25 protein-coding genes and 2 pseudogenes (1 of these 27 only partly in view) are annotated in these 25,893 nt (G+C 38.6%); 14 read left to right on the forward strand and 13 right to left on the reverse strand.

Annotation, left to right across the window (positions count from 1 at the left end):
• The 3 genes in view from LEP1GSC062_RS00910 to LEP1GSC062_RS00920 are tightly spaced (at most 8 nt apart) and all read right to left on the reverse strand, a layout consistent with a single transcriptional unit that may run on beyond the window.
• Window positions 1–798: the 5' portion of a sulfate adenylyltransferase subunit 1 gene (locus tag LEP1GSC062_RS00910; protein ID WP_010577267.1), read on the reverse strand. Its footprint begins 453 nt before the window's first position; only the first 798 of its 1,251 coding nucleotides appear in the window; the start codon lies at window positions 796–798; the stop codon falls past the left edge of the window.
• Window positions 798–1,703, reverse strand: a complete 906-nt coding sequence (cysD, locus tag LEP1GSC062_RS00915; protein ID WP_010577268.1) for a sulfate adenylyltransferase subunit CysD — start codon at window positions 1,701–1,703, stop codon at window positions 798–800. Before cysD ends, LEP1GSC062_RS00910 begins: the two co-directional genes overlap by 1 nt.
• A gap of 8 nt (window positions 1,704–1,711) precedes the next feature.
• A complete protein-coding gene (locus tag LEP1GSC062_RS00920; RefSeq protein WP_010577269.1) occupies window positions 1,712–2,449 on the reverse strand; it encodes a phosphoadenylyl-sulfate reductase in 738 nt (245 codons plus the stop codon).
• Window positions 2,450–3,605: 1,156 nt separating this feature from the next.
• Here LEP1GSC062_RS00920 and LEP1GSC062_RS00925 point away from each other — a divergent pair.
• Together LEP1GSC062_RS00925 and LEP1GSC062_RS00930 are read left to right on the forward strand one after the other, a co-directional pair.
• Window positions 3,606–4,517 (forward strand): CPBP family glutamic-type intramembrane protease, encoded by a 912-nt coding sequence (locus tag LEP1GSC062_RS00925; RefSeq protein WP_020983142.1) that lies wholly within the window; start codon window positions 3,606–3,608, stop codon window positions 4,515–4,517.
• Window positions 4,518–4,698: 181 nt separating this feature from the next.
• Window positions 4,699–5,292 (forward strand): DUF6962 family protein, encoded by a 594-nt coding sequence (locus LEP1GSC062_RS00930; protein ID WP_039940780.1) that lies wholly within the window; start codon window positions 4,699–4,701, stop codon window positions 5,290–5,292.
• Between the two features lie 533 nt (window positions 5,293–5,825).
• Here the strand turns inward: LEP1GSC062_RS00930 and LEP1GSC062_RS00935 are convergent.
• Together LEP1GSC062_RS00935 and LEP1GSC062_RS00940 are read right to left on the reverse strand one after the other, a co-directional pair.
• Entirely contained in the window at window positions 5,826–6,953 is a 1,128-nt protein-coding gene (locus tag LEP1GSC062_RS00935) for an alpha/beta hydrolase (protein WP_010577271.1), read from the reverse strand.
• A gap of 1,072 nt (window positions 6,954–8,025) precedes the next feature.
• A complete protein-coding gene (locus LEP1GSC062_RS00940; protein ID WP_010577272.1) occupies window positions 8,026–9,405 on the reverse strand; it encodes an OmpA family protein in 1,380 nt (459 codons plus the stop codon).
• A gap of 122 nt (window positions 9,406–9,527) precedes the next feature.
• Between LEP1GSC062_RS00940 and cutA the strand changes: the two genes are divergently transcribed.
• Genes cutA through LEP1GSC062_RS00955 form a run of 3 tightly spaced genes read left to right on the forward strand, consistent with a single transcriptional unit; the run spans window position 9,528 to window position 11,455 of the window.
• Window positions 9,528–9,848, forward strand: a complete 321-nt coding sequence (gene cutA, locus LEP1GSC062_RS00945) for a divalent-cation tolerance protein CutA (RefSeq protein WP_020983126.1) — start codon at window positions 9,528–9,530, stop codon at window positions 9,846–9,848.
• 24 nt (window positions 9,849–9,872) lie between these two features.
• Complete coding sequence (locus LEP1GSC062_RS00950) at window positions 9,873–10,706, forward strand: patatin-like phospholipase family protein (protein WP_010577274.1); 834 nt, start codon at window positions 9,873–9,875, stop codon at window positions 10,704–10,706.
• A 5-nt stretch (window positions 10,707–10,711) separates the two neighbouring features.
• Window positions 10,712–11,455 (forward strand): GNAT family N-acetyltransferase, encoded by a 744-nt coding sequence (locus tag LEP1GSC062_RS00955; protein WP_010577275.1) that lies wholly within the window; start codon window positions 10,712–10,714, stop codon window positions 11,453–11,455.
• A gap of 495 nt (window positions 11,456–11,950) precedes the next feature.
• Here LEP1GSC062_RS00955 and LEP1GSC062_RS00960 read toward each other — a convergent pair whose 3' ends face one another.
• Together LEP1GSC062_RS00960 and LEP1GSC062_RS00965 are read right to left on the reverse strand one after the other, a co-directional pair.
• Window positions 11,951–13,225, reverse strand: coding sequence for an amidohydrolase family protein (locus LEP1GSC062_RS00960; RefSeq protein WP_010577276.1), 1,275 nt, complete (start codon window positions 13,223–13,225; stop codon window positions 11,951–11,953).
• Between the two features lie 91 nt (window positions 13,226–13,316).
• A complete protein-coding gene (locus tag LEP1GSC062_RS00965; protein WP_010577277.1) occupies window positions 13,317–13,946 on the reverse strand; it encodes an LIC_10572 family protein in 630 nt (209 codons plus the stop codon).
• Window positions 13,947–14,097: 151 nt separating this feature from the next.
• Between LEP1GSC062_RS00965 and LEP1GSC062_RS00970 the strand changes: the two genes are divergently transcribed.
• The 3 genes from LEP1GSC062_RS00970 to LEP1GSC062_RS00980 all read left to right on the forward strand — a co-directional run bounded on the left by LEP1GSC062_RS00970 (window position 14,098) and on the right by LEP1GSC062_RS00980 (window position 17,510).
• Window positions 14,098–15,387 (forward strand): homoserine dehydrogenase, encoded by a 1,290-nt coding sequence (locus tag LEP1GSC062_RS00970; RefSeq protein ID WP_010577278.1) that lies wholly within the window; start codon window positions 14,098–14,100, stop codon window positions 15,385–15,387.
• Between the two features lie 260 nt (window positions 15,388–15,647).
• On the forward strand, window positions 15,648–16,022 hold the full coding sequence (locus LEP1GSC062_RS00975) for an STAS domain-containing protein (protein WP_010577279.1): 375 nt from the start codon (window positions 15,648–15,650) through the stop codon (window positions 16,020–16,022).
• A gap of 1,152 nt (window positions 16,023–17,174) precedes the next feature.
• Window positions 17,175–17,510, forward strand: coding sequence for a hypothetical protein (locus LEP1GSC062_RS00980; RefSeq protein ID WP_010577280.1), 336 nt, complete (start codon window positions 17,175–17,177; stop codon window positions 17,508–17,510).
• Window positions 17,511–17,576: 66 nt separating this feature from the next.
• Here the strand turns inward: LEP1GSC062_RS00980 and fliE are convergent, their stop codons facing one another.
• From fliE to flgB, 3 genes are all read right to left on the reverse strand, one after another.
• Complete coding sequence (fliE, locus tag LEP1GSC062_RS00985) at window positions 17,577–17,960, reverse strand: flagellar hook-basal body complex protein FliE (protein WP_002627795.1); 384 nt, start codon at window positions 17,958–17,960, stop codon at window positions 17,577–17,579.
• A gap of 2 nt (window positions 17,961–17,962) precedes the next feature.
• Window positions 17,963–18,424, reverse strand: coding sequence for a flagellar basal body rod protein FlgC (flgC, locus tag LEP1GSC062_RS00990; protein WP_002627830.1), 462 nt, complete (start codon window positions 18,422–18,424; stop codon window positions 17,963–17,965).
• Between the two features lie 66 nt (window positions 18,425–18,490).
• Window positions 18,491–18,922, reverse strand: a complete 432-nt coding sequence (gene flgB, locus LEP1GSC062_RS00995) for a flagellar basal body rod protein FlgB (RefSeq protein ID WP_010577281.1) — start codon at window positions 18,920–18,922, stop codon at window positions 18,491–18,493.
• Window positions 18,923–19,044: 122 nt separating this feature from the next.
• On the opposite strand from flgB, the gene LEP1GSC062_RS01000 reads away from it, so the two are divergent.
• The 3 genes from LEP1GSC062_RS01000 to LEP1GSC062_RS01010 all read left to right on the forward strand — a co-directional run bounded on the left by LEP1GSC062_RS01000 (window position 19,045) and on the right by LEP1GSC062_RS01010 (window position 20,911).
• Window positions 19,045–19,335 (forward strand): STAS domain-containing protein, encoded by a 291-nt coding sequence (locus LEP1GSC062_RS01000; protein WP_010577282.1) that lies wholly within the window; start codon window positions 19,045–19,047, stop codon window positions 19,333–19,335.
• A 101-nt stretch (window positions 19,336–19,436) separates the two neighbouring features.
• A complete protein-coding gene (locus LEP1GSC062_RS01005) occupies window positions 19,437–19,784 on the forward strand; it encodes an LIC10301 family lipoprotein (protein WP_139356679.1) in 348 nt (115 codons plus the stop codon).
• A 62-nt stretch (window positions 19,785–19,846) separates the two neighbouring features.
• The gene (locus tag LEP1GSC062_RS01010; RefSeq protein WP_010577284.1) at window positions 19,847–20,911 is read left to right on the forward strand and encodes a tetratricopeptide repeat protein; all 1,065 of its coding nucleotides are present in this window, start codon (window positions 19,847–19,849) and stop codon (window positions 20,909–20,911) included.
• 13 nt (window positions 20,912–20,924) lie between these two features.
• On the opposite strand, the gene LEP1GSC062_RS01015 is transcribed toward LEP1GSC062_RS01010, so the two are convergent.
• The 3 genes and pseudogenes from LEP1GSC062_RS01015 to LEP1GSC062_RS25725 all read right to left on the reverse strand — a co-directional run.
• Window positions 20,925–21,341: a YbaN family protein gene (locus LEP1GSC062_RS01015; protein ID WP_020983136.1), complete on the reverse strand. Its 417-nt coding sequence runs from the start codon at window positions 21,339–21,341 to the stop codon at window positions 20,925–20,927.
• A 599-nt stretch (window positions 21,342–21,940) separates the two neighbouring features.
• Complete coding sequence (locus tag LEP1GSC062_RS01025; RefSeq protein ID WP_039940763.1) at window positions 21,941–22,906, reverse strand: dienelactone hydrolase family protein; 966 nt, start codon at window positions 22,904–22,906, stop codon at window positions 21,941–21,943.
• A 165-nt stretch (window positions 22,907–23,071) separates the two neighbouring features.
• Window positions 23,072–23,235, reverse strand: a pseudogene (locus tag LEP1GSC062_RS25725) (IS5 family transposase); the annotation flags it as partial.
• 333 nt (window positions 23,236–23,568) lie between these two features.
• Here LEP1GSC062_RS25725 and LEP1GSC062_RS01030 point away from each other — a divergent pair.
• The 3 genes and pseudogenes from LEP1GSC062_RS01030 to LEP1GSC062_RS01040 form a co-directional block, all read left to right on the forward strand.
• Entirely contained in the window at window positions 23,569–24,225 is a 657-nt protein-coding gene (locus LEP1GSC062_RS01030; protein WP_010577287.1) for a hypothetical protein, read from the forward strand.
• 6 nt (window positions 24,226–24,231) lie between these two features.
• Window positions 24,232–24,567, forward strand: coding sequence for a hypothetical protein (locus LEP1GSC062_RS01035; RefSeq protein WP_010577288.1), 336 nt, complete (start codon window positions 24,232–24,234; stop codon window positions 24,565–24,567).
• A 123-nt stretch (window positions 24,568–24,690) separates the two neighbouring features.
• Window positions 24,691–25,467 (forward strand): annotated as a pseudogene (locus LEP1GSC062_RS01040) (phosphatidylinositol-specific phospholipase C domain-containing protein); the annotation flags it as partial.
• Window positions 25,468–25,893: the final 426 nt, after the last annotated feature.

Here is a 25,893-nt window from a genome sequence, read left to right on the forward strand (position 1 = left end):
TTCGATCGTACTTGTAAACCCGCTAGGAAGAACGGTAATCGAATCGCCTTTTTTGAAAATTCCGCTGCGAACCTGACCGGCATAACCTCTGTAGTCATGATGTTCGTCGGAAAATGGACGGATCACATATTGAACCGGAAAACGCGCGTCTTCGATGTTCTCGTCGCTTTCGATATAAACCTCTTCAAGATGATTGAGAAGAGTGCGTCCGTCATACCAGGAAAGATTTTCGGATTTATCAACTACGTTGTCTCCGTTGAGAGCGCTGATTGGAATAAATTCAATATCTCTAATGTCCAATCGGGAAGCGAAGTTCAGATACTCTACTTTGATTTCCTCATATCGCTCTCGCGAAAATTCCACGAGATCCATCTTATTGATACAAACCACAAGGTGAGGAATTCTCAGCATGGAAGCAATGTAAGAATGACGATAAGTCTGTTCGATAACACCTTTCCGCGCATCGATCAAAATGATCGCAAGATTGGAATTGGAAGCTCCCGTAACCATGTTACGGGTGTATTGAACGTGACCCGGAGCGTCGGCGATGATGAACTTTCTTTTCGGAGTGGAAAAATATTTATAAGCGACGTCGATCGTAATCCCTTGTTCTCTTTCCGCTTTAAGGCCATCTGTGAGAAGAGCTAAATTGATTTGACCGTTATTGCCTCGGGCGTTTTTTTCGATCGCTTCGAGTTGATCTTCGAAAATTGATTTACTATCGTAGAGAAGTCTTCCAATCAAAGTGGATTTTCCGTCGTCCACGCTTCCCGCAGTGATAAAACGTAACAAATCCATCAGAAGTATCCTCCTCTTTTTCTGTCTTCCATAGCCGCTTCGGAACGTTTGTCGTCGAGTCTGGAACCTCTCTCAGTAGTTCGAGTCGTCTGGATTTCGAGGATAATGTCGTCGATATTATCCGCTTGAGAATCCACAGCCGCGGTACAAGTCATATCTCCCACGGTGCGAAAACGAACGATCTTGTCTTCCACGCGATCATTTGCATCGATCGTGATGAACTTAGAAACGGGGAACAGAAGGTTCTCTCGATAGATCACTTGTCGTTTATGAGAAAAATATAATGAAGGAAGCGCGATGTTTTCTTTACGGATGTATTCCCAAACGTCCAACTCGGTCCAATTGGAAATCGGGAAAACGCGAACGTTTTCGCCGGGACTGATTTTTCCGTTATAAATATTCCAGAGTTCCGGTCTTTGTAATTTCGGATCCCATTGACCGAATTCGTCTCGAACGGAAAAAACCCTTTCTTTCGCTCTGGCTTTTTCTTCGTCTCTGCGAGCACCGCCAATACACGCGTCAAATTTGAACTCCGCGATCGTATCCAAAAGTGTCACGGTTTGAATTCCGTTTCTACTCGGGAACTTTCCTTTTTCTTCGACGGCTTTTCCTTGGTCGATGGAATCTTGAACGTAACGAACGATCAGCTTCTCTCCGATTTTGGAAGCGAGTTCGTCTCTAAAGTCCAGGGCTTCCTGAAAATTATGACCGGTATCGATGTGAACGAGTGGAAATGGAAACTTTCCTGGACGAAACGCTTTCAACGCGAGATGTACGAGGGTGATAGAATCCTTTCCACCGGAAAAAAGAAGAGCGGGTCTTTCAAACTGAGAGGCTGTTTCCCGAAGGATATAAATCGATTCCGCTTCCAGCTGTTCGAGATGTGTAAGTCTAGACCTATTCATAGTTGAATTCATATCGCTCTTTTAGGATCGGATTTTTGACGAACCAACTTTCCGTTTACGACGTGAAGTCCGCATTCTTGATTGGATGCTTCCCACCACCACCTTCCGGCGCGAATGTCGTCTCCCGGCTGAATTGCTCTTGTGCAAGGAGCACATCCGATTGAAGGAAAACCTTTCTTGTGTAATACGTTAGTCGGAATCCGATACGTATCGATAAAGTCCTGAGTGCGCTCCAAAGACCAATCCAAAAGAGGATGATATTTCAGTATATTCCGAGAAGGATCCAATTCCACTTTCGAAAAAGAACCTCTAGAATCCGATTGTTCCGAACGAATTCCGGTGATCCAAAGTTTTGTTCCGACAAGTGCGCGGTTTAACGGTTCTACTTTTCGGATGTAACAGCATTCTTTTCTATTTTCCACAGAATCGTAAAAACTGTCGGGACCTTTCGTATTGATTAGATCTTGAACCGCGGTCGTGTCGGGAAAATACGTCTCAATCTTCCTACCGTAACTTGCATTCGTAAGTTTATGAAGGTCGTACGTTTCGTTGAAAAGACGACCGGTATCCAAAGTAAAAACTCTGATTTTTAAATTTCGAGTATATATAACGTGAGTGATAACTTGATCCTCAAGACCCAAGCTCGTGGAAAAAGCCGCAGTCTCTCCGTACTCGTTATTGATCCATTCTAAGGAATCTTCCAGACTCAAAAATGCAAGTTTTTGTTCCAGTTCTTGCGGTAACATGTTCGTGATAGTCTAGTCTTGGATGGGAGGTTTACACATCCAGCTTGATTTTATGGTTGATCCAATAAATAGTACAGATTTAAGAAAAAATGGGACTATTTATTTACCAAAGTTTTATATATTGGATTTTTTGTAAACTATATTTGATATAAGATCTTGCTAAACGCCATTTTTTCAATCTTACTGGAAATTCAATGGACTACTGATACCTATATAAAGAAGTACCGTTAGTTTTAGCACAAAACCCATTAGAGGCAGAATCTTGGAAACTCTATCGTATAGAAATCAGTAAAGAGAAATTTTTAAGATCCTTCTTCATGATATTTTCCCAACAGTCTCGATCCACTTGATAGCGTTGTCACTTTAAATTCTCGCGTTCAATTTTGAATTTTTATAAAATCATTCACATTCTCTTCTACAATCCCCGAGCTGCTTTGTTGATTACTGATCTCTATAAAATTGAGTACCTTTAATTTTATCGCAAAACAGTGATTCCGTGCAAAATATTAGGTACTTTATTATATAGTTATCGGTAGTAACCAGTTTTTGTTTTTAGTATTGTTTCGGATTTTTTTACGGAGGCTTTTGGTTGAAACATTTTCTGTAAATTTATCAAAACTAGTCCCAACGACTTTAAGAGCCCCTATAAGACGAATCAGTTACAATCATTCCGCAAAAGTATATAGGAATTTCCGCAGATTACTTCCCCTTGAATAGTTTATGGGTTTTTGAAACAGTTTTTCGTTGTTAAATTCTTATAGTAGTTCCCACATTCTAAGGCATTAAGAAAAGGCCTTGATCATTATTTTTGGTTTTAATGAAGGATTCCTTATTACGAAAAGTTATCGTTAGAAATTCAGAAATCATTTTTTATAATGGTTTATTTAGATCAATCGCAAACTTAGAACACTTTTTTAGGATCAATACTAAAGTGCATCTTAAAAGTATTTTATAATATTCTTAATCAATACAAAGATACGGCAATACTTTAGTAATAGTCGAATAAAGATTAAACATCCTATTTAAAAGCAAAATTCGCTACAAAATCTTTTTTATTTTTAATTTTCACATTCTCAAGCTCGAAATTAAATTTTCTGATCCGTTTTTATCGAAAGTATTGGAAAGTTTTATCCTTTTAACTTGAATTGGTTTTTAAATGGAAATCATATCAATCTTAAAAGGATTTTTTAGAAAAAATTCCAAAATCTATATTCTATTATTCGGTTTTTATGGGAGCCTATTTTTAATCCTATTCTTGAACGAAGAATTCGGATTTTCTCTTCTCACTTCAAAGGATTTCAAACTAAAAGCGACTAGTACATTCATACTATATGGAATTCTAATATTTATGTTTTATTATCATCTTCCTAGAAAGAGAAAAATTCGATTCCGTAAAGGAAAAATAATCGGTTTTCTTTTCGTATTTTGGATTAGTTTGATTGTTTTAAATTTATCTGACTTTCCCTATGAGAAATTCTTATTCTATCTTCCAAGAGAATGGATTTTTTGGACCTGGAAGATTATTAAACAATTCACGCATACTCTTCCCTTGTTAGTCTTTCCTCTATTATACGACTTTTATAGATACAAAACAAATCCTGTTCCATTTGAAAAAAGAAAAAGTCCTTCTTATTATCCGATTTTAATTCTCGCTGTGATAATCTCGGCAATCGGTTCTTTTATTCCAGGTTTTAAAGAATTTTATCCGAGGGCCCCAATTACAAACGAACGACTACTGTATCATGCGACTTGGTTCACGACTCTCATTTTTGAAATCGTATATCTTTACACTTTCTATTTTACGGAATTCTTTTTTAGAAAATTTTTAATTCGATATTTAAGCGTCGTAGGCCGTTATCACGCAGTAGGAATGGCGGCTTTAATTTACGGCATGGTTCACTTCCAAAAACCGAGAGGAGAAATTCTAAGTTCTTTTTTTGGAGGATTGTTAATGGGGGCTTTGAGCATTAGGACTCATTCGATTCGAGGGGGGCTTTACGCACATATCGCACTGGCAGCCGGTATGGAGTTTTTTACCGGGATTTATATTTGGGATAAATTATTTTGATTTTTTAAAGTCTTCCGAATTTATCAGAACTTATCTTACTACTCGTTACTCATTTAAAGCATTAAACTTTATGTATGTAAAAATTTATTCTAAAAACTTTTCGAACCGAATTCTGATCTTTTTTTCAACTCTTGAAAGTAAAGAATTGCAAAATTTATCTCTTCAAAAATTATCATTTACCATGCAATTGAGTACAGCTTTTTCAGATTTTATTTTAAGTTTTGTCTCTATCTTTGTCGCGATTCAAATTAAAAATATAACTTCTTATTCAAGAATCGTTGGTTTTTTCGGATTTATTGCGATAGGAATCTCCGCCGGATTAGGAACGATTCACTTTTTGGGAATTGAGATTTTAGATCCGATCTATCGTTTTTCGGTAGGGCTTGCTTCTTTTGTCGGAGTACCTTTAATTGGTACCGGTTTCTTCCATATCGGGATTAAAAAATTGGAAAAGAATTTTATTTATCCGATTGCGGGAGTTTTCATTTTTCTTTATATAATTTTCGGTTATGTTTTTCTCTTCCCACTTTTATCCACGGCTTTGGGAGGAATTGCAATGATTACGGTGATTCTTGTTTGTATTCGTAAAAACTCGGGAGAGACAAAGATTCCAGCCCTTTATGGGATTTTGGGAGCGATTCTTTTCATCCTCGCAGGACTTGTGATAGGAACAACAGGCTCCAGAGGGCCTATTTTAAACGTGGATATTTTTCATATCGTTCTCGCCGTCGCCGTCTACTCCTTGAGTGTCTCCCTCAAAAGATTGAGCTACTGATCTTTACATAAAGGAGTACCGCCAATTTTAGCACAAATCCCCGTTTAGACGGAGAATTTTGGACACTATATTATTTAGGGATGAGTAAGAGCCACTGTTAAAACATTAGAATACTATAATGCTCCTAAGAGACTTTTTTTGCCGAATAGCTTAAGATGACTCGTGGCCTCTCAAAATTTTTAGAAAGTAAAAATTTATTTCAAAGGAGATTTACAGCGCTATACAATGAAAGTTCAAGATAAAAGGAATCTGATCGAATCTATCTTGAGCTTTATACAATTTGCTGAAATATTTTTGGTATGACTCTATTCTATCAAAGGGAAAAATATTTCCCATAGGAAAAAAAGATAAGTCAGGAACAACAAATGTTCGAACGATATTATTTCATAAATTCCAAATCGAATTAAATCCACATCTCACAAAATAATAGTTTCTTATTTTAGAATATTCTAAATTTTTTTTATACAAAAACGAAGTCGTTTTGTTTTTATGCGACGACCGTACCATATCTGGTACGGTCGTCGGTTAAAAAATTAGAAAAGGGAAAGAAAAAGAGAAGGCTTAGAAAACGGAGCGCCGTGAGTGGCTTCAGGATCGGAGATCGTGATCGCATGCGATTCGGCTTTGAGATATTGTGCAAGTCCTTCGGTTTCCGATTGATTGAAAAATACACCTTTCTCCAGCCACACTACTTTGAGGTTAAAACCGTTCCATATATTTGGAGAAACGGACAACCTCGAAACAGCATTTGTCGTTTGTCCGGAAGGATCCAAACCTACGATATTGGCTGCAGCCGTGTACGGCTCCAAATTGCTCATAACCTCCAATTGAGCCGGAGTCGGAGCACCCGTTACCGGGACCCCATTCACCGCGAACTTTGTATTGATGTAAAAATCGTCTGGCGTCTCTACAAAAAGGCCCGTTATAACCTGAGGAGGAAAGGGTTGCGTTTCCACCACTTTTTCCGCCTTAAAATTCCAAACAAAACCTTTTGCAGAATTCGGGTCAGTTATAGGAGCATCCGCACCGAACCAAGGTAAAGCCGAAGGAATATCACTTGCGATCAGGATCGTATTTTCGATGCCAAATGCATCCAAAAGGCTGGAACCGCCATCCCGAAACTTACTTTGAATCATCTGAATGACAAGACCACCGATACTATGACCAACGATGGTCGTAATTTTCCTTTTTTCCGTACCAATCATTTGGTTAAGCAAAGCACGGAGTGCATCTCCATAATTTCCAACACTCAATTGACTCACATTAGCCGGAACAGGCGCAGTCCCACGAGTCATGGTACTAGCACCATGTCCCGGAAGATCCATAATATAAACGTGAGTCGCTTTTCCCTGGTTGATCAATTCTTTGGCTAACGGTTCAAAGAAAGCACTATTGTCTCCAAAACCGTGAACAAACAAAACCGTTTTCCCATTGATAATGATCGGCCCTCCGCTTGGTTTGCGGTAATGAACGACATTGATCTTATAATAGGTGGTTTCAAGCACATTGAAACCGCGACCTACCAAATTGTACGTAAGAATTTCCCTTTCATAAGCGGCGCTAATGGAATTTGCGCCGGACAAAAAAACTAGAAAACTTACGACCAGAACAATCCTTCTAAATCGACTTTGAACTTTCTGAATACCCAATCCAATCTTCATGGAATAGTTTCTCCCTACACTTTTTTCGAAGAAAAAAACTCTACTCTAACGATTTCCTTTTTTGTTTGAGCCATCGGAAAAACCATTTTGTGATCTGTTTGTAAAGCAAATTTTGCACCACTTAAGACATAAAATTGACTCTTTATTATAAATAGATCACTATTTAGTGTCAAAAGTAGCTTCTAATTCTCAGAAGAGGTATTTAAAATAACGTGAGTTCGGTATAACAAAATGCGAAAGCGATTATATGTTTCGACCCGTAGGGAGAAACATTGAGTTAAATTCCGAAGGAATTGGAGCATTATGTTGCGATCGTAGGCAGCAACATTGAGTTAAAGCGCGGTCGCGAGCCATTTTATCTATGAAATTCGCGAGCTGCGACGACGACCCGCAGAGCGACCTAAACACCGACCCATAGGAAGGTGTTTACTGAGTTCAGGAAAGCTCTGCGTTGAGTTCAGGGAGTCGTTGCACTTTAGTTTCTGATTCGCCCAAACTTTCTTACGCCGAACTCACGTTAAAATAAATAGATTTTGAAATTATTTTAGAATCTAAAAAACGATCCTTTTTTCCTAACTTGGAATTTGATTTAATGCAAAAGTTCATATATCAAAAAGGACAGAAAAACGAGAGAGTGAAAAGTATAAGAACTTTAGGAACAAACCCTTCAATAACGTGAACTCGGCGTAAGAAAACCAGAGAGCCTGTCTCAAATTCAGAAGTTCTTACGAAATGAAAGTCGCTATCTGTAGGAACTCCTGCGCTTTGGAACGGTTAAGATTAGAATGAATATACAACTGTAATGTTGTCTTGGCCCTTAAAAAACTAGGAGTTTCCACATTTATTTATGGAAATATTAGAACGTTAACCTACGTCGAACTCACATTAAATAAATGTGGCAAAACCCTTTTCTCTTTTCAGAAGAAATCAGAACACTGATTTTTACCTGTAATAGTTATTCTTTGTTGAATCTTTTTTTCACTCTTTCCCCAACTTATTAATTTCCGTAGAATTTTCACTTTTCGAACCAGTTCCTAATTTAGGGTTAGATCAATCAGTTCGGATTTTAGAACTATTCCATCACGATGGTAATATCAACCCGACGGTTTTTTTGTCTGCCCTGGGCTGTAGAGTTATCGGCGATTGGTTTTGACTTTCCATATCCTTCATAAGACATCCTTTTTTCTTCCAAACCTTGTTCGTCTCTAAGTTCTTTTAAGACGGAAAGAGCACGTTCTCTGGAAAGTTTTCGATTGTATTCGTCTCCGCCCGAGTTATCGGTATGACCGCTAATCCTGATCTCCCTATCTCCGTATTTTTTCAATACGGATGCGATTCTTTTTAATTCGAGTTTCGCTTCATCTTTGAGTTGGGAACTATTGTAATCAAACAACACCGAGTTTAATGAAATCGCGATTCCTTCTTCTGTTCTTCGAATTTCAACCGGAGGACCAGAAGATTTCATTGTTTCCTGTTTAGCTTTGTTCTCCTCTTCTTCGGGCCATGAAAGAGTTTCTCTCGGAGAATTTTTAGAGTTTTTTTTCGGATCAGAGCCTGATTCGATCCCGGTAGGAAGTTCCCCACCCAAAATTTTACGGACTTCTTCAGCGAACTTATCTTTATCACTATCCGTAAGTTTTACGTTTTTATTATATACCCCGTGAATGTCGAATGACATTTCCTGAGCCATTCCATTTGCGTAAATGAAAGTATAACTCAACTGAACCCTTTTATATTGAGGAAGGCCGAGTTCACGATTGAAAAAAACCATACCTCTTGCAAACCCGTAAATCTTAAAGGGAATTCCCTCTTGTCCCGTTTGAGAATCGTAATATAACGTATAGTTGTATTCAATCCGATCGCCTTTATCGGAAAGATTCTGGAATTCCCATTCGTCAACGCCGTGATATTTATACTTTGCAAGAACCGTAATCATTACTCTTCCGCCCGGAAATTGAAAACTTTCCGTAGCAGGTTGAGTCCATTCGTCTCCGACAGAAACTGGCTTTTCGGAAAAACTTGGAAGAGAACGTAGGTTCGGCATGTTATATTCCTGTGGAACCTTGTATTGCCCTAAATCCGTAATTTGAAATCTGCTTTTAAACGTTTTATCTTTGCGAAATGCGGAGTCAACTTCCGGAAAACGACTGTACGTATCGAAGAATCCGTCCAACAAACATACTTTCATTTCGCAAGAGAGAGTCTGCAAAAGAATTCGATTCTTATCTTCTCTTTTGATCGTTCTTTCTTGGCTTATCAGACGAACGTTATGATATTCGTTTAACTCAACGTTCTCTCCCGGAGTCAACTTCCAACGAAAAAGAAACTTTTCCGATCCTTCCGAAAAAAGAGGATTAACGTTTATAAACATTAAAATAACGCAAAATGCAATTTTAAGAAACTCCTGACCCGTAGTTTCAGATTTCCAGTTTTGATCCAGAAGTGTCCTCATAGTTATAGTTTCGTAAAATTTCACTAAAACATAAGGAAAGTATAAAAAACTTTCTGAAAAAATACGATCCGGACGAAATTTAAAATTAGAATTCTTACTTGTTTACGTTTAAGGAGAATAAAATGGAAGCTAGACTCGTTTACGTCACAGTTAGCAACGAAAAGGAAGCTATTAAAATTGGAAAGACCGTCGTAAAGGAAAGATTAGCCGCGTGTGCGAATATTCTTCCGAAGATAAAGTCAATCTATCATTGGGAAAAAAAGTTGGTTGAAAGCAACGAAGCCGTTCTTATCCTGAAGACAAAAAGCGAACTCATGACAGAACTTACCCTAAGGATCAAATCCTTGCATAGTTACTCCGTGCCCTGTGTCGTTAGTCTTCCTTTATTGGAAGGGAATCGGGAATATTTTTCATGGATTTTCAGCGAGGTTATTGCTGAATAAAACATATTCAAAAAATTTTATATTATGCAAATACATGTTAAACAAAAATTTACAGCTCTTACATTTAACTCAGCCTTTTTCGGTTTTTACGCACATGCGGGTTTTGCAAAGGGACTTTCCGAAATCGGATTTTATCCTTCCAAAATTACGGGTTGTAGTTCAGGAGCCTTGATCGGTTCTCTCGTTGCGGCCGGAGTTCCCATCGATACTATGACCGATCTAATTTCAAACTTAAGGAAAAAAGATTTTTGGGAAGGGAATTTGGTCACAAATTTCATAAAGCCAATCCGCAAAGGATTGAAAAATTATTCTGGAATTCTTTCCGGCAGAAAGATCAAAGAATTATTAAAACCTTATTTGGGTCATAAAAAGATAGAAGATCTTCCTATCCCGATGGGAATATCCGTTTCAAACATAACAAAACAAATCAGAGAACTAAAAACAAAAGGAGATTTGATCGATCGAATTCTCGCTTCGATGACCTTTCCTTTCCTTTTTGAAATTCAAAAGTTGGGGGAGGAAGAATTTATAGACGGAGGAGTCGCCGATCAGGAACCAATCAAGGAATTGATTTTAGATAAGTCCATCCGTAAGATTGTAATTCACAGCGTTCGCGCCAAAAAAGGCCACTCTGAAAGGGCAATGATCCGCGCTTTTCATTCCTCGGTTCAGATCATCGAAAATGAAACAAGAGAACTAAAAGAATTACTCGCAAAACATTACAAAAAAGAAATATTAAGAATCGAAACGGTAACTCCTTATATAGACGCAAATCAGCTTAGACATGGAAAGGATGCGATGGAAGAAGGAAGAAAAAGCGCACATCACTGGAAGAAAAAGATTCTCGCTCCCGCTTAATTCTATTGGAACCGATCGTCGTAGAAATCACGGAGAATTACGTAAAACTTCATAGGACGCTTTCCAAATTGATGGAAGCGCCAATCCTCAATTATAAAAGTTTTGACTTCTATTCGAATCCGGCTTCGCATTGGTTTACAAGAGTCATCCTCAAAAGGAACTTATCCCTTTCTGACTTGAGTTCGGAAATCGAGGATCTGAGGAATAAGGGATTCCATTCTGATATTTTAGATTTTTTGAATACTAGAACTCACGAAATCCCGATTCATAAACTCGGGTATAATTCCTGTAACGAACAGGTCGGAATGTTTTTAAAAGGAGATCCTATTTCGCTTAACAAAAAATCGAATATGGAACTCGATATTCGAAAAATCGAAACCGAAAAAGATCTAAAAGTTTGGTTGAGGATCTTAAACGATTCTTTCAAATCCGAAGACCGGGAAAATCTGTATCTTAAATTATTGGATCAAAACTCATTTCGACTATACGGAGGCTTTATAAACGGGCAAATGACCACGACCGGAATGACTTTTTATGACGGAGAATCCTTCGGTTTATATTCGATTACTACCGATCTCAACCATAGGAGTTTCGGTTACGCATCTGCTCTCATAGAACATATATTAGGCGAAATTCGAAAAGAATTTCCGGGGTTTATCATTTTACACGCGACCGAGATGGGAAAGGGCGTCTACGAAAAGTTTGGTTTTGAAAAGTCAACCCTTCTTCGACATTGGAGTACAGCTTAGACATTTCTAAACCGAATTTTACAAAAAAACAATTTTACACGCTCTGAAGTGGAAACTTTGGGCTTTTTAAAAATTCATAGAAAATCCGCATTTTAATTTTAGATGGATACAAATTCGATACAAAAAAATTAGAAAAATCTTTTTAAAGGGAAAGCTTTTACACTTCCAATTCCTGTATGCCGAAGACTACGTACACATAAAGTCCTCATTTAAGAATAGAAAGGAAATTAGTTAACGTGAGTTCGGTATAACAAATGCGAAAGCAATTGTAGTGGAAATTCCGAAGGAATTGGAGCGAAAAGCGTGTTCGCGAGCCATTTAAGCTATGAAATCCGCAAGCGATTCGCCCAGATTTTTCTTACGCCGAACTCACGTTAGTTATTATAATCTAAATTCTGAAAGTTGAATTTGATTCGAGAAACAGTTTACGAATCGTTTAATTGCCTAACAGGTTCAAGTAAAAAGGATAACCGTAAGAATTCAGAAATCTTCCGATCATTTCATTCTAACGCCGCAAAAAAATACCGCCTCAATCGAACCCGGAAACTCATAGTTTTCAAAAGGAGACCAACCGGACTTACTTTTGATTTCCTCTTTTAGAAATTTCTTCGGCTTTTTTAAATTCAAAACGGTAAAATTGGCCGAATAACCCGGTTCTATCTCACCGAAGCCTTTGCCGAATTTTTCGGGAAGATATTCGTTCACAAAGTCGCCCGGATTCTTTGCGCAAATCCTTGCAATCGTTTTTAATTCCACTTCCGCCTTCAAGATCAACCATGTTACAAAAAGTGAATATGTATCCAACTGAGAGATTCCGCTTGTACCCTTGTGTTTTTCTTCGATACTGTGAGGAGCATGATCCGTCGCGAGATAATCGATCCAACCTTGTTTGACTCCCTCAAGCATTCTTTCCCGATCTTCCCTGCCCCGCAAAGGTGGATTCATCTGAAACCAATGACGATTCTGGGAAGTCAACATAGACCTATCGAAAAACAAATGAGTGGGCGTTACTTCGCAGGTAATTTTGAGTCCTTTTTGTTTTGCGAGTTTGATTTTGCTCAGACCTTCTCCGGTAGAATAATGACAGAGTTTTCCTCTGAGATTGTATTTTTCGATCAGATACAAAGCAAAGTCGGTTGCCGTCGTTTCCGCTTCGGGGGGTCTTCTGTCTTCGTGAAATTTTTCATTCTGATATTTTTCAAGAATTTCGGGATCTTCACAGTGAAAACTTATATTCTCCCCCGCATAAGCACGGATCGTATCTTCCAGAGTTTGGTTATTATGGAAGAAAAGTTCCCCTATACTCGGACCCATAAAAACTTTATAAGGAACGGATTGTTTTAGAGGTTTTGTGTTTGGTCCGATTCCCGCATATAACGTTATGTGTATCTTAGATCGATCGGCTAACTTGCGTTTTTTTGAATATGTAAGTTCGTCCACGGGAGGGATCGGATTGTTCGGCATATCCGCAACGTGAATAACTCCGCCATTGACTGCCGCCGCACTCGCGGAAATAAAATCCTCTTTGTAGATGTGTTTACCACTTTCGTCTTCCCTTGCGTGAATATGGATGTCTCCAAAACCCGGAAATATCACCGTCTCGGAGGGATCAAATCGGATTTCATCCTCTTTTGGCCGTGTATTCCAAAACACTTTCGCTTCTGCGTGTTCCCGAACCCCCAGAATGAGCCCTGTTTTAGAATCCCATTCCACGGTTCCCAAAAAATCTTTCTCATGAGTGACAATTCTACCGGATATTTTATTAATCATACAGGATCTCTTTGCATAAAACCCGGAAGAAAGTCCGTAAAGAAGTGAAATTCCGTCTTATTTCTTAAAACAAAACGAAATTGCCCCAACTTCATTTAACGCAGATCACGTTATACTTCATCGTTCCCGAACTGCTAATCTCCGAACCGTCTTTGAAATTAACCGAAAAGTAATAACCCGTTTCTCCGTCTTGACTGGAAGACCAAAAAATTCCCGCGCTTCGTAACTTTTGCTCCGCTCTCTTGCTGAAAGTTTTGAGTTGGTCCTTTCCGGGAAGACGTTTCCCTTTTTCTTCACAGATCTCCCTTGCTTCGGACCAAGTTGCAGATCGATGAAACGTATCATCCCAACCGCGTTTTCCATAAACGGGAGTTTTGGTATGATAATTTTCGCAAATGAAATAACTGAAAATTCCTAACAACAGAATACTGACGGTAAGAATCACGCGTACCACCAACTTTCCACCTTCTCGAGGTATTCTTATCTTAGGAGCGGAATTTTTCTCCATAGCGAGTTCCCGGCTTTTGCGATGGAATTCTTGATTTCTTTGAAAATTCTTTCCTTGCTGTTGGCGCTGTTGGTGAGAATATTTTCTATTTCCTTCTCTCTGCTCGCTCCCACCTCGGTTGGAATCCGTATTTTCCCGATTCCTTTCATTCCCTCCTGGACCTTTTTGATTCGAACTATGCTTCTTTCTGGGAGGCCTTCTTTTGTTTGCCATTTGGACCTGTGTTTTTGAATTTAAGAATTTCTTATTGATTCGTACCAGAGAAACGATGCGTTGTAAATTAAAATTTCAATCTTTCCAAGAACGCCGCTTTTCCATCGAAAATTGAGTGAATCTTCCCTGCAAACTACGAAGATGGTAAACCATGGAACGCATTCGTATTGGATTGATCGGAGCCGGAACCGTAGGATCAGGCGTTATCGAAATTCTTAAAAAAGAAAGTACCTCATATCGCGAAAAATTTGGAATAGAACTGATTCTTTCCTCCGTTTGTACTCGGACCCCCGAAAAAATCAAAAAGGAACTCCAAAATTTTCCAAATTGTAAATTGGAATCCGATTATCAAAAGATTATTACCGATCCTGAAATCGATATGATTTTAGAACTTGTCGGCGGAACGGATGTCGCCTACTCGATTGTAAAAGAAGCTTTAAAGAATGGAAAAACGGTGATTACTGCAAACAAAGCTTTACTTTCTCAAAAAGGGGATGAATTGTTTTCTCTCGCTCAAGAGCAGGGTTTAGAAATCGGAATGGAAGCATCCGTAGCAGGAGCCATTCCAGTGATTCGCTCGATCAAATCCGCGCTCGGTTCCGATTCGTTTCTTTCTTTATACGGTATTCTTAACGGAACGACAAATTTTATTCTTTCCAAGATGGAGTTGGAACATCTGGATTATTCGGAAGCTCTTCGGATCGCTCAAGACCTAGGTTTCGCAGAGAAAGATCCCACGTTCGATGTGGAAGGAATCGATACCGCTCACAAGATCAGTATTTTGGGAAGTTTAGCATTCTCCGAAAAAATTCCTTTACAGAGCATACAAATCGAAGGTATAACAAAGATTAGCAAATTAGATATTCAATTTGCGAGTGAACTCGGCTATAGAATTAAACTTCTCGGGCTGGTGCGAAAGTTGTCTCATCGAATCGAAGCCAGAGTTCAACCTGTGATGATTCCGGTCAAACATCCGTTTGCGAACATTATGAACGAGATGAATGCGGTTTATTATCAAACCGTATACGCAGGACCGGGAATGTTTGTGGGGAAAGGAGCCGGATCTTTGCCAACCGCCTCTTCAGTCGTCTCCGATGTGCTTTATTATGGAGCGAGAAGAAACAAAGGCCGTTCTCGGGAAAAAAATCTTTTTCCACAAGCAACGATCTCGGAAGCTAACGGCTCCCTAGTGCGTTATTATCTCAGGTTTACTACCTTGGATTTACCCGGAGTTCTTTCTGAAATTTCTAAGGTGCTGGGAGACCATGGAATTTCGATTTCTTCGGTGAGACAAAATGAAGCTGAAAAAGAACCCGTTGAAGTTGTTGTGATTACACATCCTGCAACGGAAGAGAATATAAAAAAATCATTGAAGATCATAGACGGGCTGTCTTTAATCCGACATACTTCGGTCGCGATTCGATTAGAAGACAAACTCTGAGAATTCCTTGAATAGAACGGGAGGATTTTAACTTATTTTCGTATCCCGAGGAAAATAAGAAAGGTTTAGATTCTTCTTGATTGGAGTAAGAAAATCCTCTTTCACTTTTCGAACCCAAATGTGAATCTGTAGGATTTTCCGAATAGTCTGTGTAGTAGAATTTGAAAAAAATGTTCTCATAGAAGCATACACTTGGAATATGAAGGTGCAATTCGGAAAAAAGAGAAAAATTTATCCGGAAAAAATTAAAAGGAATTTTCATGGCGAAAGTAGAATTCGATTCATTGTATATTGAGACGGTAAGGACAAGCCTCCCCGATAAGGAAGTCCAACTCGTTATATTCAACGGAAAGGTAACCAACTCCAACTCTTTCGAGATTTCCCGCAAAATTCATTTTATCTTCGAAGAGGAAGTTTATAACATCATCTTAGATCTTTCCAATCTCGAATACATCAACAGCGTGGGAGTTGCTACGATTCTTACCTTGATCAAAACTGTGGATCAACATTCCGGCAAAATAGTAATTGGCGGCCTCAATCATTTTTTGGAAAACGTAATCCGTTTGATGGAACTTCCGAAAAAAGTACAGATTTATCATTCTATTGAGGAAGCCAAAAAAGCTTTTTCTTCCTAAGAAATTACCTTTCCTCACGCAAAACTTTCTAAACTCAATAATGCCAGCCGAAACCACAAGTTTGTATTTAGAACTTGTGCCAAAACTTTAATTGTAGGAACTCCTAAAATGTATGAGTTCCCACACTTCAAGTAGTGAGTGAACTTTACATGATCTTGCCTAGAACGTTGACTACGCATTGCGACCTATCATAACCTTACCCACAAATTAAGGAGGCTTTTGGGATCATAAGGATCAAAAACTGATATTTTTCAAGTGTTCCGACGTGTTAGTGATTAGGGGGTTAGATTTTAGTGGATAGAACTTTACATACAATAAAACGCAAGTGTTCCGACGTATTACTGATTAGGGGGTTAGATTTTAGTGGATAGAACTTTATGCACAATAAAATGCAAGTGTTCCGACGTGTCAGTGATTAGGGGGTTAGATTTTAGTGGATAGAACTTTACATATAATAAAATGCAAGTGTTCAGACAAGAATCCTATTTTTTACTTGCAAAAAGTATGATTTTCTGATAGAGAAAAATCTCCCGAGTTTTCCCGCCTATTTCGCGACCCGTAGAGAGCGAAATAGCCAGCGAACAGCGGAGCATTACCGAGCGATCCCTAGAGAGCGAGGTTGAGTTTTGTAAGCGGCTATCAACGAAGTTGAGAAAGAAAGCGAAATAGAGTTTTCTCCCCTCCACCCAAAAATAAGGGGAAACTCAGGCACAACGCTTCCTAAGGGGCGCGTTGTGGGGCGTAAGTTTCACAGAGGATTGTAGTAATTCCGACAGATTTATTTTCAGATCCAAGTATTTGTGGGTAACGTTATGACTCCCTATGGGTCGTTCGACGGATCGCGTTTTAAGAAGAGAGATGTTGCATTTGGAATGATACTCGTTGTAATAAGTTACCGGGACTTCAAAGTCCCGGTTTCAGCTTGGATTTTACGAAAAGTCAATCATCTTCGATTCTTGTTCCTTCTTACTTCGAAAGAATGTAAATATGGGTTATAATATAGACCGCATTTGTCTAACCGAACATTTGGCATTCTACAGTCCTCTTACTCTAAAAAAATTCTGCAATCGATTTCAGAATTCCCTTGGCCTACCACAATTTGAATTCGATTACGAAAATGAGACTAAATGGGGTTAAATCGGAATCGACAACGTGGAATATAACGTCTCTCGTCCCTATAAAAAAGGAATACTCCATCGATGGGATAATACGATTCCTAAAAATTGCAACTTTGGGATTTCATTGTCTGTATTCGAGGAAAATTCAAAATTTCTAGATTCGGAACTTAGGTATGGAGAACTTGTCGTTTCGGTCGCGCAAACAATTTTCAATGAATTTCAGACACCGGTTTATTACCGTCGTATTTGGTTGCAATCGGGCAAGAATGTGAAACGCGAAATGATCTTTGATTTCAAAGCGTCTTGTAAGGATAGAATTGAAATTCATTCTGAAATTCTTTCCATCATCCTGTATGGAAAGAATTTTTAGAAATAGGGAAAAACGTTTTTCTTTTGAAAACGGCTGAAAAAGCCGTTTTAGAATATTATAAAAATGTTATCTTAGGGAAGTGAGTTCTCTATAAGCGCGGACTACTCCGTCAGCGATCGTCTTTGTGAACGTCAGAGCCACTCTTGCTTTTTCGGAAGCGATCATCACTTCGTGAGCGTCTACGGAATTCGGATCGAAAACCATCTTTTGAGTCAACTCGTCCGCTTCCACTTGAAGATCGTTTACGGAAGTTAGGGCGTTCTTCATCGCCTCCGAAAAACTTTCCGCTACGTAATCGGGAGAAACAGGTTGTTTTACGTCTTTGTAATGTCTTTCCTCTGTAGTCGATACTTTTACATTATCCCCCTTTGGACTGAGCGGATGAGGTTTATTTCCCGTATAACCCGAGTTATATGTATACCAGAGAGAGGAATTAGAATTGATTTCCATGATTAAGCCCTACCTATTTCCAAAGCCTTATTGAACATCGCTTTGGACCCGTTGATCATTTGTACGTTTGCCTCATAAGATCTGGATGCCGAAATCATATCCGTCATCTCCGTGACTATGTTTACGTTAGGCATTTCCACGTATCCTTTTTTTGGTCCGATCTGAATCGCGTCCGGGTGTGTCGGATCATAAACCAATCGAAGAGGGGTCATGTCCTTTTCTATTTTCATTACCTTCACACCCTTGCCTTCTCCGGGAGCGACTCCGAACGGATAAACCGGACTTCTCCATCTGGTCCTCAAATTGATCGGAGTCATCACAACTCGATCTCTTCTAAATGGGCCATCCCCGTTTGTATTTCGAGTTGTGGTCGAATTTGCGATGTTATTGGAGATAACATCCATCCTCAGTCTTTGGGCGGATAAGCCGGTTGCAGAAATATTGATTGATGAAAAAAGTCCCATGGCCACTTCCTAAAACGTAAAATTATGCCTCATTAAAATAGATGCGAGAAGATTCAATCCAAATTTTTAAGCCATTCTCATAACCTGTTTTAGGTCTCTGTAGTTCTGATTGAGTCTTTCGGTCATCATCATGTACTGCATTTGAGAATTGGAAGCTTCCACGACTTCCTTTTCCACATCCACGTTATTCCCGTCAGCTCTCATAGTCGTTAAGTAATCTATGTTTGCTTTCGGTTGGACCTCTCGATAATCCATCGGCTTGAAAAATTGAATATGGCGTTCGTCCGAAATTTGAGTCGGTACTTCTTTCAAAGCTTCGATTTTCTCGGACTCGATCGCTCTTTTCATCATCGATTCGAAGATTACTTCGGATCTTTTGAAATGAGGAACGTCGGCGTTTGCGATGTTGTCCGAAATTACTTTTCTTTTGAGAATAGAATTATTCATTCCTCTTTCCAGGAGATCCTGGGTTTTCATGAAATGGGTTTTCTCGAACATTATTTCTTCTCCCTCCAAAAAATCGGTTGAATTTGCAATTTCCAAGAGAGATTTTTTCAAAGAGAAAGTTTTTTTGTCCGAGATTTACGGAAGCATATGGAGAAACTTTGAAATGAATTTTTATGTCAGAAACACCTGAAACGATCGAAATCACTCCCGATCTTACGGCCATTTTTAATGATTACTATACGTTCAGGAGAATGCTTATGGACGCGATCGATAAAAAACCGAAAAGTATCGTTCTCAACTTGGGAAATATTCCTATGATGAATTCCATTTCAATCAGTTCTCTCGTTTGGTTTTTAAAAAATGCTCGTTCCGAAGGGATTTCCTGTACGATCAGCGCAATTCATCCCGATCTTCTCAATACGTTCGAAATTCTAAGTTTGAAAGAATATTTGGACATTCGATAAACTCTCGCTCAATCCTTGAAAATTGTTGGGACCTCTTGATTTGTTTCTTGGGAGGGTGATTTTCATTGGACAGTGGGAGACACATCTCTATGTTTGAATCTATGAAAAAAATCTTTCTCGTTTCCACTTTGATTCTATTTTTATTTGTCGTTTGTAAAAAAAAGGAAGAGTTGGTTTTAGGGGATTGGATAAAAGTCAAAGAATGCTCCGAAAAAGGAGAATGTACCACACCAAATAAGGAGAAAAAAAATCATCTCCAAATTTTTCCGCAGGGCCTTGCCAAGTATGATACTTTTCATCTTACTTATAAAATTCAAGGAGACGATATCCATTTTAATCTCGCAGACCTCGCTTTTGATTTGGAGTATAGAATCTTAAAAGTAAACGAGAAAGAACTTCGACTTTTCAATAAAAAGACCAATGATGAGGAATACTTTGAGAAAAATTGAATCGTATACCGATTTCGTTTTTTCTTGAGTTGAGTCGAATTCGGTTCGGATAAAAGGAACTTATGAAACATATCTTTCATTTGCTTTTGTTGTTGTTCTTTTTTTCGTATGTTCTTTTCGCAAACGACGAGGACGAAAATCTCCCCGAAGATTCCGTTTCCACGTTCAATCAAGAAAATATTTCTTTAAGTCCGACTGAGGCGGCTCGTCGTAGGGTTCAGATTACTGCTTTGAATACTGAAACCGTAAATCTCATCCGCGCCAATAATCTCGCTAAAGCTTCGGTCAACATAGATAAAGTCAGAAAATTAGATGAGAATTCGGTGGAGTACCACTATCTGAAAGGCTCTTATCTTTACGCGCAGGGAAGATATCCTCAGGCGAAAAATTTTCTTCTGAAGGCGATTCAAATTCATCCGAACCACGATCCATCTTATTATTTGTTGGGGATGATCTTTGTTCAAAGAACCAAATGGGCAAAGTCTCTGGAATATTTTCAGAAAGCGGTGGAGTTTTCCAATTACAATCCGTTCTATAGAATCAATTTGGCACTGGCTTATTTTGAAACCGGAAATTACCTTCGAGCGAAGGCCGAAGCGGAAAGAGCGATCGAACTCAAACCGAATTTTAGGGCCGCGAAACTTCTTCTTCTGAAATCCAATTTTCTTTTGGGTAATAAAGCGGATGCTTATTCTCAGTGTGTTGACTTTGTTAAAGAAGGGTTTATATCTCGAGAGTACATGTTGATCCATGCGAGACTTGTAATGGAGATTCATCAAAATTATAGAAAGGCGATTAAGATTTATACTCAATACGGGGAACTTCCTTTTCAGGAAAAACGATTTTTAGCTCGCGCCTATTACAATACAGGAAATTATCGGGCAGCGGCTATAACGTATCAAGCCGTCGTTCAATTAAAAATCGCCCAAGAAGAAGATAAGATCGAATACATTCGTTCTCTTTCATTTATTAAAGACTATAAAAGACTCGAATCTTTTGTGAATTCCTGGCTTCAAGAGGAGCCGGAGAAGCGAAGTAAAATTCTAGAGATTTTGGATACCGCGGAACTTCTGAAGGAGAACGACTCTAAGGTATTTCATATGTTTCCGTCACGATCTCCATACTGAGCAATATTAGGAATTACGTTTTCGGTTTTGTAGGAATCCGAATCAAGTAAATCACTACGAGAATTCCGATCAATGAAACTAGGATTTTTACCGCTAAAATCGGAATAAAGAAAAATACGCTAGTTCCAATCGTCACAAAAATCATGGAAATCGCGATGATTTTGGCTCTAAGAGGTATTGTTTTGTGAATCCTCCAATCACGAATGTAAGAACCGAAGTACCGGTTATTCATAAGCCAGTTGTAAAATCGATGAGATGCCCTCGCATAACACGCAGCGGATAAAAGAAGGAAGGGCGTCGTAGGAAGGATCGGCGTAAAAATTCCGATGATTCCCAAAGCTAAGGAAACAGAACCGGCAATAAAAAGCAGAAAACGAATGGCCTTAGATCGATGCAGACGGACTTCGTCGCTGTAATCTTTTTTTTCCATATCAAAAACTTGTCCCGAAACCGTCCAATGTGGGAACTCCTACTAGTGTAATGTTGAAAAGACGATTTAAAAACCTATCAATTCCCCAAAAAGACCTAATTTTTAGGAACTACTGCGTTTTTGTGAAACTAAAGCGTCTCACTCCCTGTCGAAATGATCCGTAGAAAATGAGGCACCTATTTCAATTGATCATTTTTTGAACTCAGTGAAACGACGCTCGCTATGGAATCGCGTTTCAGGTCGTTCGAAAAAACAAAACGTTTCGCTCGCTCGATAAAACTCAGCGCATAACTTTCCTGAACTCAGTAAACACCTTCCTATGGGTCGGTGTTTAGATCGCTCTGCAGGTTTTGGGATAGATTCTTAATAGAATCGAAATTGTGTGTAACAATTCAATTCTTTATTGAAGTGTTGAGTTTTGAAACCTTTATTTTAACTGTATCTGTTTCCTTTTTCGCGAAAACGTTTATCGAATCAAAAAATAAAATTTGTGGCTGTTCTAAAGTTCGATTTTTCTTTTTACGGGAATTTATAAATGTCCCGCAGAAAAACTGCTTAAAAGTGAATTTCAATCTTCCCGGGACAAGATTAAGCTTCTCTTATGGATTGTGAAGCTGAAAGAAATTAATTGCTTCTTGGTCCGCGTTCGGTTTTGCGGTCACATCGTTATTGTCGAATTTGGAAGAGACACTTTGGGCCTCGTCGAAACTATGATGTGTATTCGGATATACGGTCATCGAAATTGAGTTGTTTGTTGCGGCGCTTGCGCCTAAGGTTTGAGCCCTTGAAATTCTCGTATTGCAATAACCTACTGTATAAAGCGGGTCCGCTCCGGCCGCAAGAATTTTAATATGCGTATACGGAAGATATTGGCTTGCAGAAATTCCACTGAATGCGTTGTTGAGTCCACACCCAGGATAAAAGGAAATAACCGCTTTAAACGGTCTCGGATTTCCCGAGCGGTATTGGGTCGTCGAATTTGTATCCACAGTGGAAAATACGCTACTTCCTCCGTGAGACCATCCCAGCAAAACGATTTTATCGTTGTTGATAACTTTGGACCTTTTTACGTAACTTAAAGTTGCATATGCATCCGTTGGTCTGTCCGTAACTTCCGATGTTCCGACATTGGCGCCGTTATTACATTGATTTTGTCCTGTGTTTCTTGTTGTAAAGCTATCGATTAAGAGAGTAGAATATCCTAAATTTTTTCCTCGGTTAGCCCATTCTGTATAAAGAGAAGCGGGAGGTTTTGTGACGTCACTACTCGAATGTGCGCCAGCACATCCGTGCATCATGACGATCAGAGGAAACGGCCCCATCCCTGCTGGTTTTGAGAAATAAGCTTCAAGAATGAATTTTTGAGTCGGATTATAAATTTTAAACTTGTAGTTTGTAAGTTCTGCTTCTTGATCGATTAACACCGGACCGGAGATTAAGTCTTGAATCTCACCTTGTTGTGCGATTGTTAGAAGAGTTCCCGCTAAAAGTAGAGGGGATTCTTCGTTTGAATTCTTACAGCCGAAAAGAAGAAAAAAAGGATCAGTCGCGGATTGATTTTGAATAACTTCATGTAAGATACAACAAAGTAGGGGGAAAATCTTCCATTTAAAATGAGAATTTATTTCGGGATATTACACCCTATTTTTGGGGTAAGTTTCAATATTATATGTAATCAAAATTCTAGGAAATTTATAAGAAAGTTTGGAATTTTAGAACCAATCTCAAGACTACCTATTGAAAAAATTAAAAACAATGATTGAGCTTGCGAGATAAAGAGATGCAAGATAATTTTCCGATCCCAACGAATCAAAACGACTCTGAATTGATTGTGTCAATTGTCGGTTCTTTCGACGACTCAACGTCTATGTTTTCCTTTATATTTATCAATGAGAGTTTCTCACCTTTTTTCGAATATAGATCGAATGTTTCTGTTTAACATGAGTTCGATATAACAAATGCGGAAGCGATTGTAGCTGATTTATTGTAAGATTTTGGGATAGGCACTGATTTATTTTTGGGTCATTTAAAAATCGAAGAAGTTTAATCCTTGAGTGATGCGGACAAGTTGATTCAGTTTTAAATTTATATTTTCATTTTTATTGTAAAAAAAATCCGTCTTGATATTTTTTAAAAAGACAATGGAATGTTTTTATAAGCGAAGTTTCCTTTTACAGAACTGAAAAAAATTATTTCAATGATAAAAGAACGGATTTAAGATCGCGATATGAAATGCGATCATTTTGTTCAGGCTTTGATTGAAGAAACCGAATCTAAGTTTCTTCATTCTAAAAAGAAGTGGCCGACACTTGAATTTAAAACCAATTTCGTATTGATCGGTGTTAGAGGTATTAGTATCATTAATAACAAAGTTTTATTAAACGACAATTCTTTTGATCATTTCAACGATATTCTTTTTAATATCTATCCAGGCGCTAAATCTTGGGGAAGCAGGGTAGTGACAATGGATCCTGGTAAAGTTTCTAAAGAAAGCCTTCTCAAATACGGCATTAAAGATGCCGAGGAAGGTCTTTATTTGATTAAAATTGATACTCATCGAGGTCACGAAGCCTTAGTACAAGCTTCCCCATTTTATTATCGCAGGGACGTAAACGAGGATCACGTCTGGAATGAACTTGATCCTTTATATTACGATAAAGTAGGGTTAAACATTCATGCTCAAAACGTCCAAAAAGATTCTGTAGGGGTTTCTTCTCTAGGTTGTACGGTTACAAAAGCCACTTGGGATGAGCCTGAGTGGATTGAATTCATTTCAGTTTTTAAGGAGGCATCTATACAAGCTCGGATTAAAAATCCGAAGTTTCCCGGTTTTTGTTATGCGGTTTTAAACCAAAACATGGCCAAAAAAATTTTTTCTAGGTAAAAATTTATGAAACAAACACTCAAAGCAAAAGATATCTTAGCGGTTCATCCTGATTCTTCCCAAGCAAAAGGATTGGAGAAAAGTTTAGAAAACTATATTGTAGTCGAAAAAAATCTTTTTCGTATTTCAAATCGTGCCTTTTTTCTAGGTCTTTTATTTTTATTTCTAGGTCTTTATACTTTAAAATCTTTTCCAGATGCAAAAATCTCGGAAGGATTCGGAGGAATTAGCGTTTACGGTCTTTTTATTACCTCAGGTATCATTTTAATGTCCTGGTTTAAAACCGGTGAAATTTTGAAAGCCGTAGGTGACTTTATCTCCAAAATCAAAGGGGGAAGTTAATAACTTATGGGTGTCTTAAGTTTTCGCAATTTTCAAAGAAATCTTATACTCAAAAATTTTTAAGAGAATGATATTTGAGGAAATTATTTTCCCAACTTAAAACTTTTTCTTCAAACGGTATTCATCAGTTTTCTCTTTTTGGGAAATGTGGGGAATCTCCATGCACATCGCGAAAAAGTGGTGCAAAACCCAATCGACATTTTCGAGAAATCACATGAGAATAAGGTTCTTAATTTGCAAAGAAAAACCCAAGTTGATATGAACCTTCCGATAACTCGGGCACTTTTCTATGGAACTCATAATTCTTACAGCAGTAGTGCTTACACAAAAAGTGGCTCCTTTTCTACGAACCAGAAATATACCATTGGTGATCAACTTCGTTTAGGTGCGCGTTATCTCGAATTGGAAGTTCATTGGACTACCGGAAGTAAAAAAGGCATCAAAGAACTTCTTCTTTGTAGTGGTGCGGCAAATCACTCTGGTTGTAAAACTTCCGATCGTACTTTTCGCCAGGGTTTGGAAGAAATTCGTGATTGGATTTCCAAACCCAATAATAGAAATGAAGTCCTGCTTATTTATGTGAAAGATCATTTAGACGGGCATTATTCCGAAGTTCTTAAGGTTTTGAAAAATTCCTTAGACTCGTAGTTATATCGTTATTCTGGAAGTTGTTCAAAACAACCTTCCTCCGCAGATATGCCGAAATTGAAAGATATGGTTAACGCAGGTCAAAGGATTCTCCTTATGAGCGACAGCTGTCAAAGCGGTCATGGAAAGATCCAAAGTTCATTCACAAATAGTAATATTCAGTCCATGCATTTTTGTGAAGTAAACGTTTTTGGAATTGATCAGTTTGATGTCGATTTTGCGAAACAACCAGTCTGGTCATGGGGTAAAAATCATAACCTTACCCACAAGTACTTGGATCTCAAGATAAATCTGTCGGAATTACGACAAATCCTCTGTGTAACTTACGCCCCACAACGCGCCCCTTAGGAAGCGTTGTGTTGAGTTATACCTTTCGCGCCCTAAACACCGACCCATAGGAAGGTGTTTGCTGAGTTCAGGAAGCGTTGTGCCTGAGTTTCCCCGCGTTTGGGTGGTGGGGAGAATAACTCTATTTCGCTTTCTTTCTCAACTTCGTTGAGAGCCGCTTACAAAACTCAACCTTGCTCTCTAGGGATCGCTCGGTAATGCTCCGCTGTTCGCTGGCTATTTCGCTCTCTACGGGTCGCGAAATAGGTGGAAAAACTCGGGAGATTTTTCTCTATCAGAAAATCATACTTTTTGCAAGTAAAAAATAGGATTCTTGTCTGAACACTTGCG

Source organism: Leptospira alexanderi serovar Manhao 3 str. L 60, from assembly GCF_000243815.2.
Taxonomy (GTDB): domain Bacteria; phylum Spirochaetota; class Leptospiria; order Leptospirales; family Leptospiraceae; genus Leptospira; species Leptospira alexanderi.

What these genes read in the sequence shown, in the direction of transcription:
- cutA (WP_020983126.1), top strand. Translation starts at nt 9,528, where the DNA reads ATGGAAGCTAGACTCGTTTACGTCACAGTTAGCAACGAAAAGGAAGCT.
- LEP1GSC062_RS01000 (WP_010577282.1), top strand. Translation starts at nt 19,045, where the DNA reads ATGTCAGAAACACCTGAAACGATCGAAATCACTCCCGATCTTACGGCC.
- fliE (WP_002627795.1), bottom strand. Translation starts at nt 17,960, where the DNA reads ATGGAAATCAATTCTAATTCCTCTCTCTGGTATACATATAACTCGGGT.
- LEP1GSC062_RS00940 (WP_010577272.1), bottom strand. Translation starts at nt 9,405, where the DNA reads ATGAGGACACTTCTGGATCAAAACTGGAAATCTGAAACTACGGGTCAG.
- flgC (WP_002627830.1), bottom strand. Translation starts at nt 18,424, where the DNA reads ATGGGACTTTTTTCATCAATCAATATTTCTGCAACCGGCTTATCCGCC.
- cysD (WP_010577268.1), bottom strand. Translation starts at nt 1,703, where the DNA reads ATGAATAGGTCTAGACTTACACATCTCGAACAGCTGGAAGCGGAATCG.
- LEP1GSC062_RS00960 (WP_010577276.1), bottom strand. Translation starts at nt 13,225, where the DNA reads ATGATTAATAAAATATCCGGTAGAATTGTCACTCATGAGAAAGATTTT.
- LEP1GSC062_RS00925 (WP_020983142.1), top strand. Translation starts at nt 3,606, where the DNA reads ATGGAAATCATATCAATCTTAAAAGGATTTTTTAGAAAAAATTCCAAA.
- LEP1GSC062_RS01015 (WP_020983136.1), bottom strand. Translation starts at nt 21,341, where the DNA reads ATGGAAAAAAAAGATTACAGCGACGAAGTCCGTCTGCATCGATCTAAG.
- LEP1GSC062_RS01030 (WP_010577287.1), top strand. Translation starts at nt 23,569, where the DNA reads ATGAAATGCGATCATTTTGTTCAGGCTTTGATTGAAGAAACCGAATCT.
- LEP1GSC062_RS00950 (WP_010577274.1), top strand. Translation starts at nt 9,873, where the DNA reads ATGCAAATACATGTTAAACAAAAATTTACAGCTCTTACATTTAACTCA.
- LEP1GSC062_RS01010 (WP_010577284.1), top strand. Translation starts at nt 19,847, where the DNA reads ATGAAACATATCTTTCATTTGCTTTTGTTGTTGTTCTTTTTTTCGTAT.
- LEP1GSC062_RS00935 (WP_010577271.1), bottom strand. Translation starts at nt 6,953, where the DNA reads ATGAAGATTGGATTGGGTATTCAGAAAGTTCAAAGTCGATTTAGAAGG.
- LEP1GSC062_RS00970 (WP_010577278.1), top strand. Translation starts at nt 14,098, where the DNA reads ATGGAACGCATTCGTATTGGATTGATCGGAGCCGGAACCGTAGGATCA.
- LEP1GSC062_RS00930 (WP_039940780.1), top strand. Translation starts at nt 4,699, where the DNA reads ATGCAATTGAGTACAGCTTTTTCAGATTTTATTTTAAGTTTTGTCTCT.
- LEP1GSC062_RS01035 (WP_010577288.1), top strand. Translation starts at nt 24,232, where the DNA reads ATGAAACAAACACTCAAAGCAAAAGATATCTTAGCGGTTCATCCTGAT.
- LEP1GSC062_RS00920 (WP_010577269.1), bottom strand. Translation starts at nt 2,449, where the DNA reads ATGTTACCGCAAGAACTGGAACAAAAACTTGCATTTTTGAGTCTGGAA.
- LEP1GSC062_RS01005 (WP_139356679.1), top strand. Translation starts at nt 19,437, where the DNA reads ATGAAAAAAATCTTTCTCGTTTCCACTTTGATTCTATTTTTATTTGTC.
- flgB (WP_010577281.1), bottom strand. Translation starts at nt 18,922, where the DNA reads ATGTTCGAGAAAACCCATTTCATGAAAACCCAGGATCTCCTGGAAAGA.
- LEP1GSC062_RS00965 (WP_010577277.1), bottom strand. Translation starts at nt 13,946, where the DNA reads ATGGCAAACAAAAGAAGGCCTCCCAGAAAGAAGCATAGTTCGAATCAA.
- LEP1GSC062_RS00975 (WP_010577279.1), top strand. Translation starts at nt 15,648, where the DNA reads ATGGCGAAAGTAGAATTCGATTCATTGTATATTGAGACGGTAAGGACA.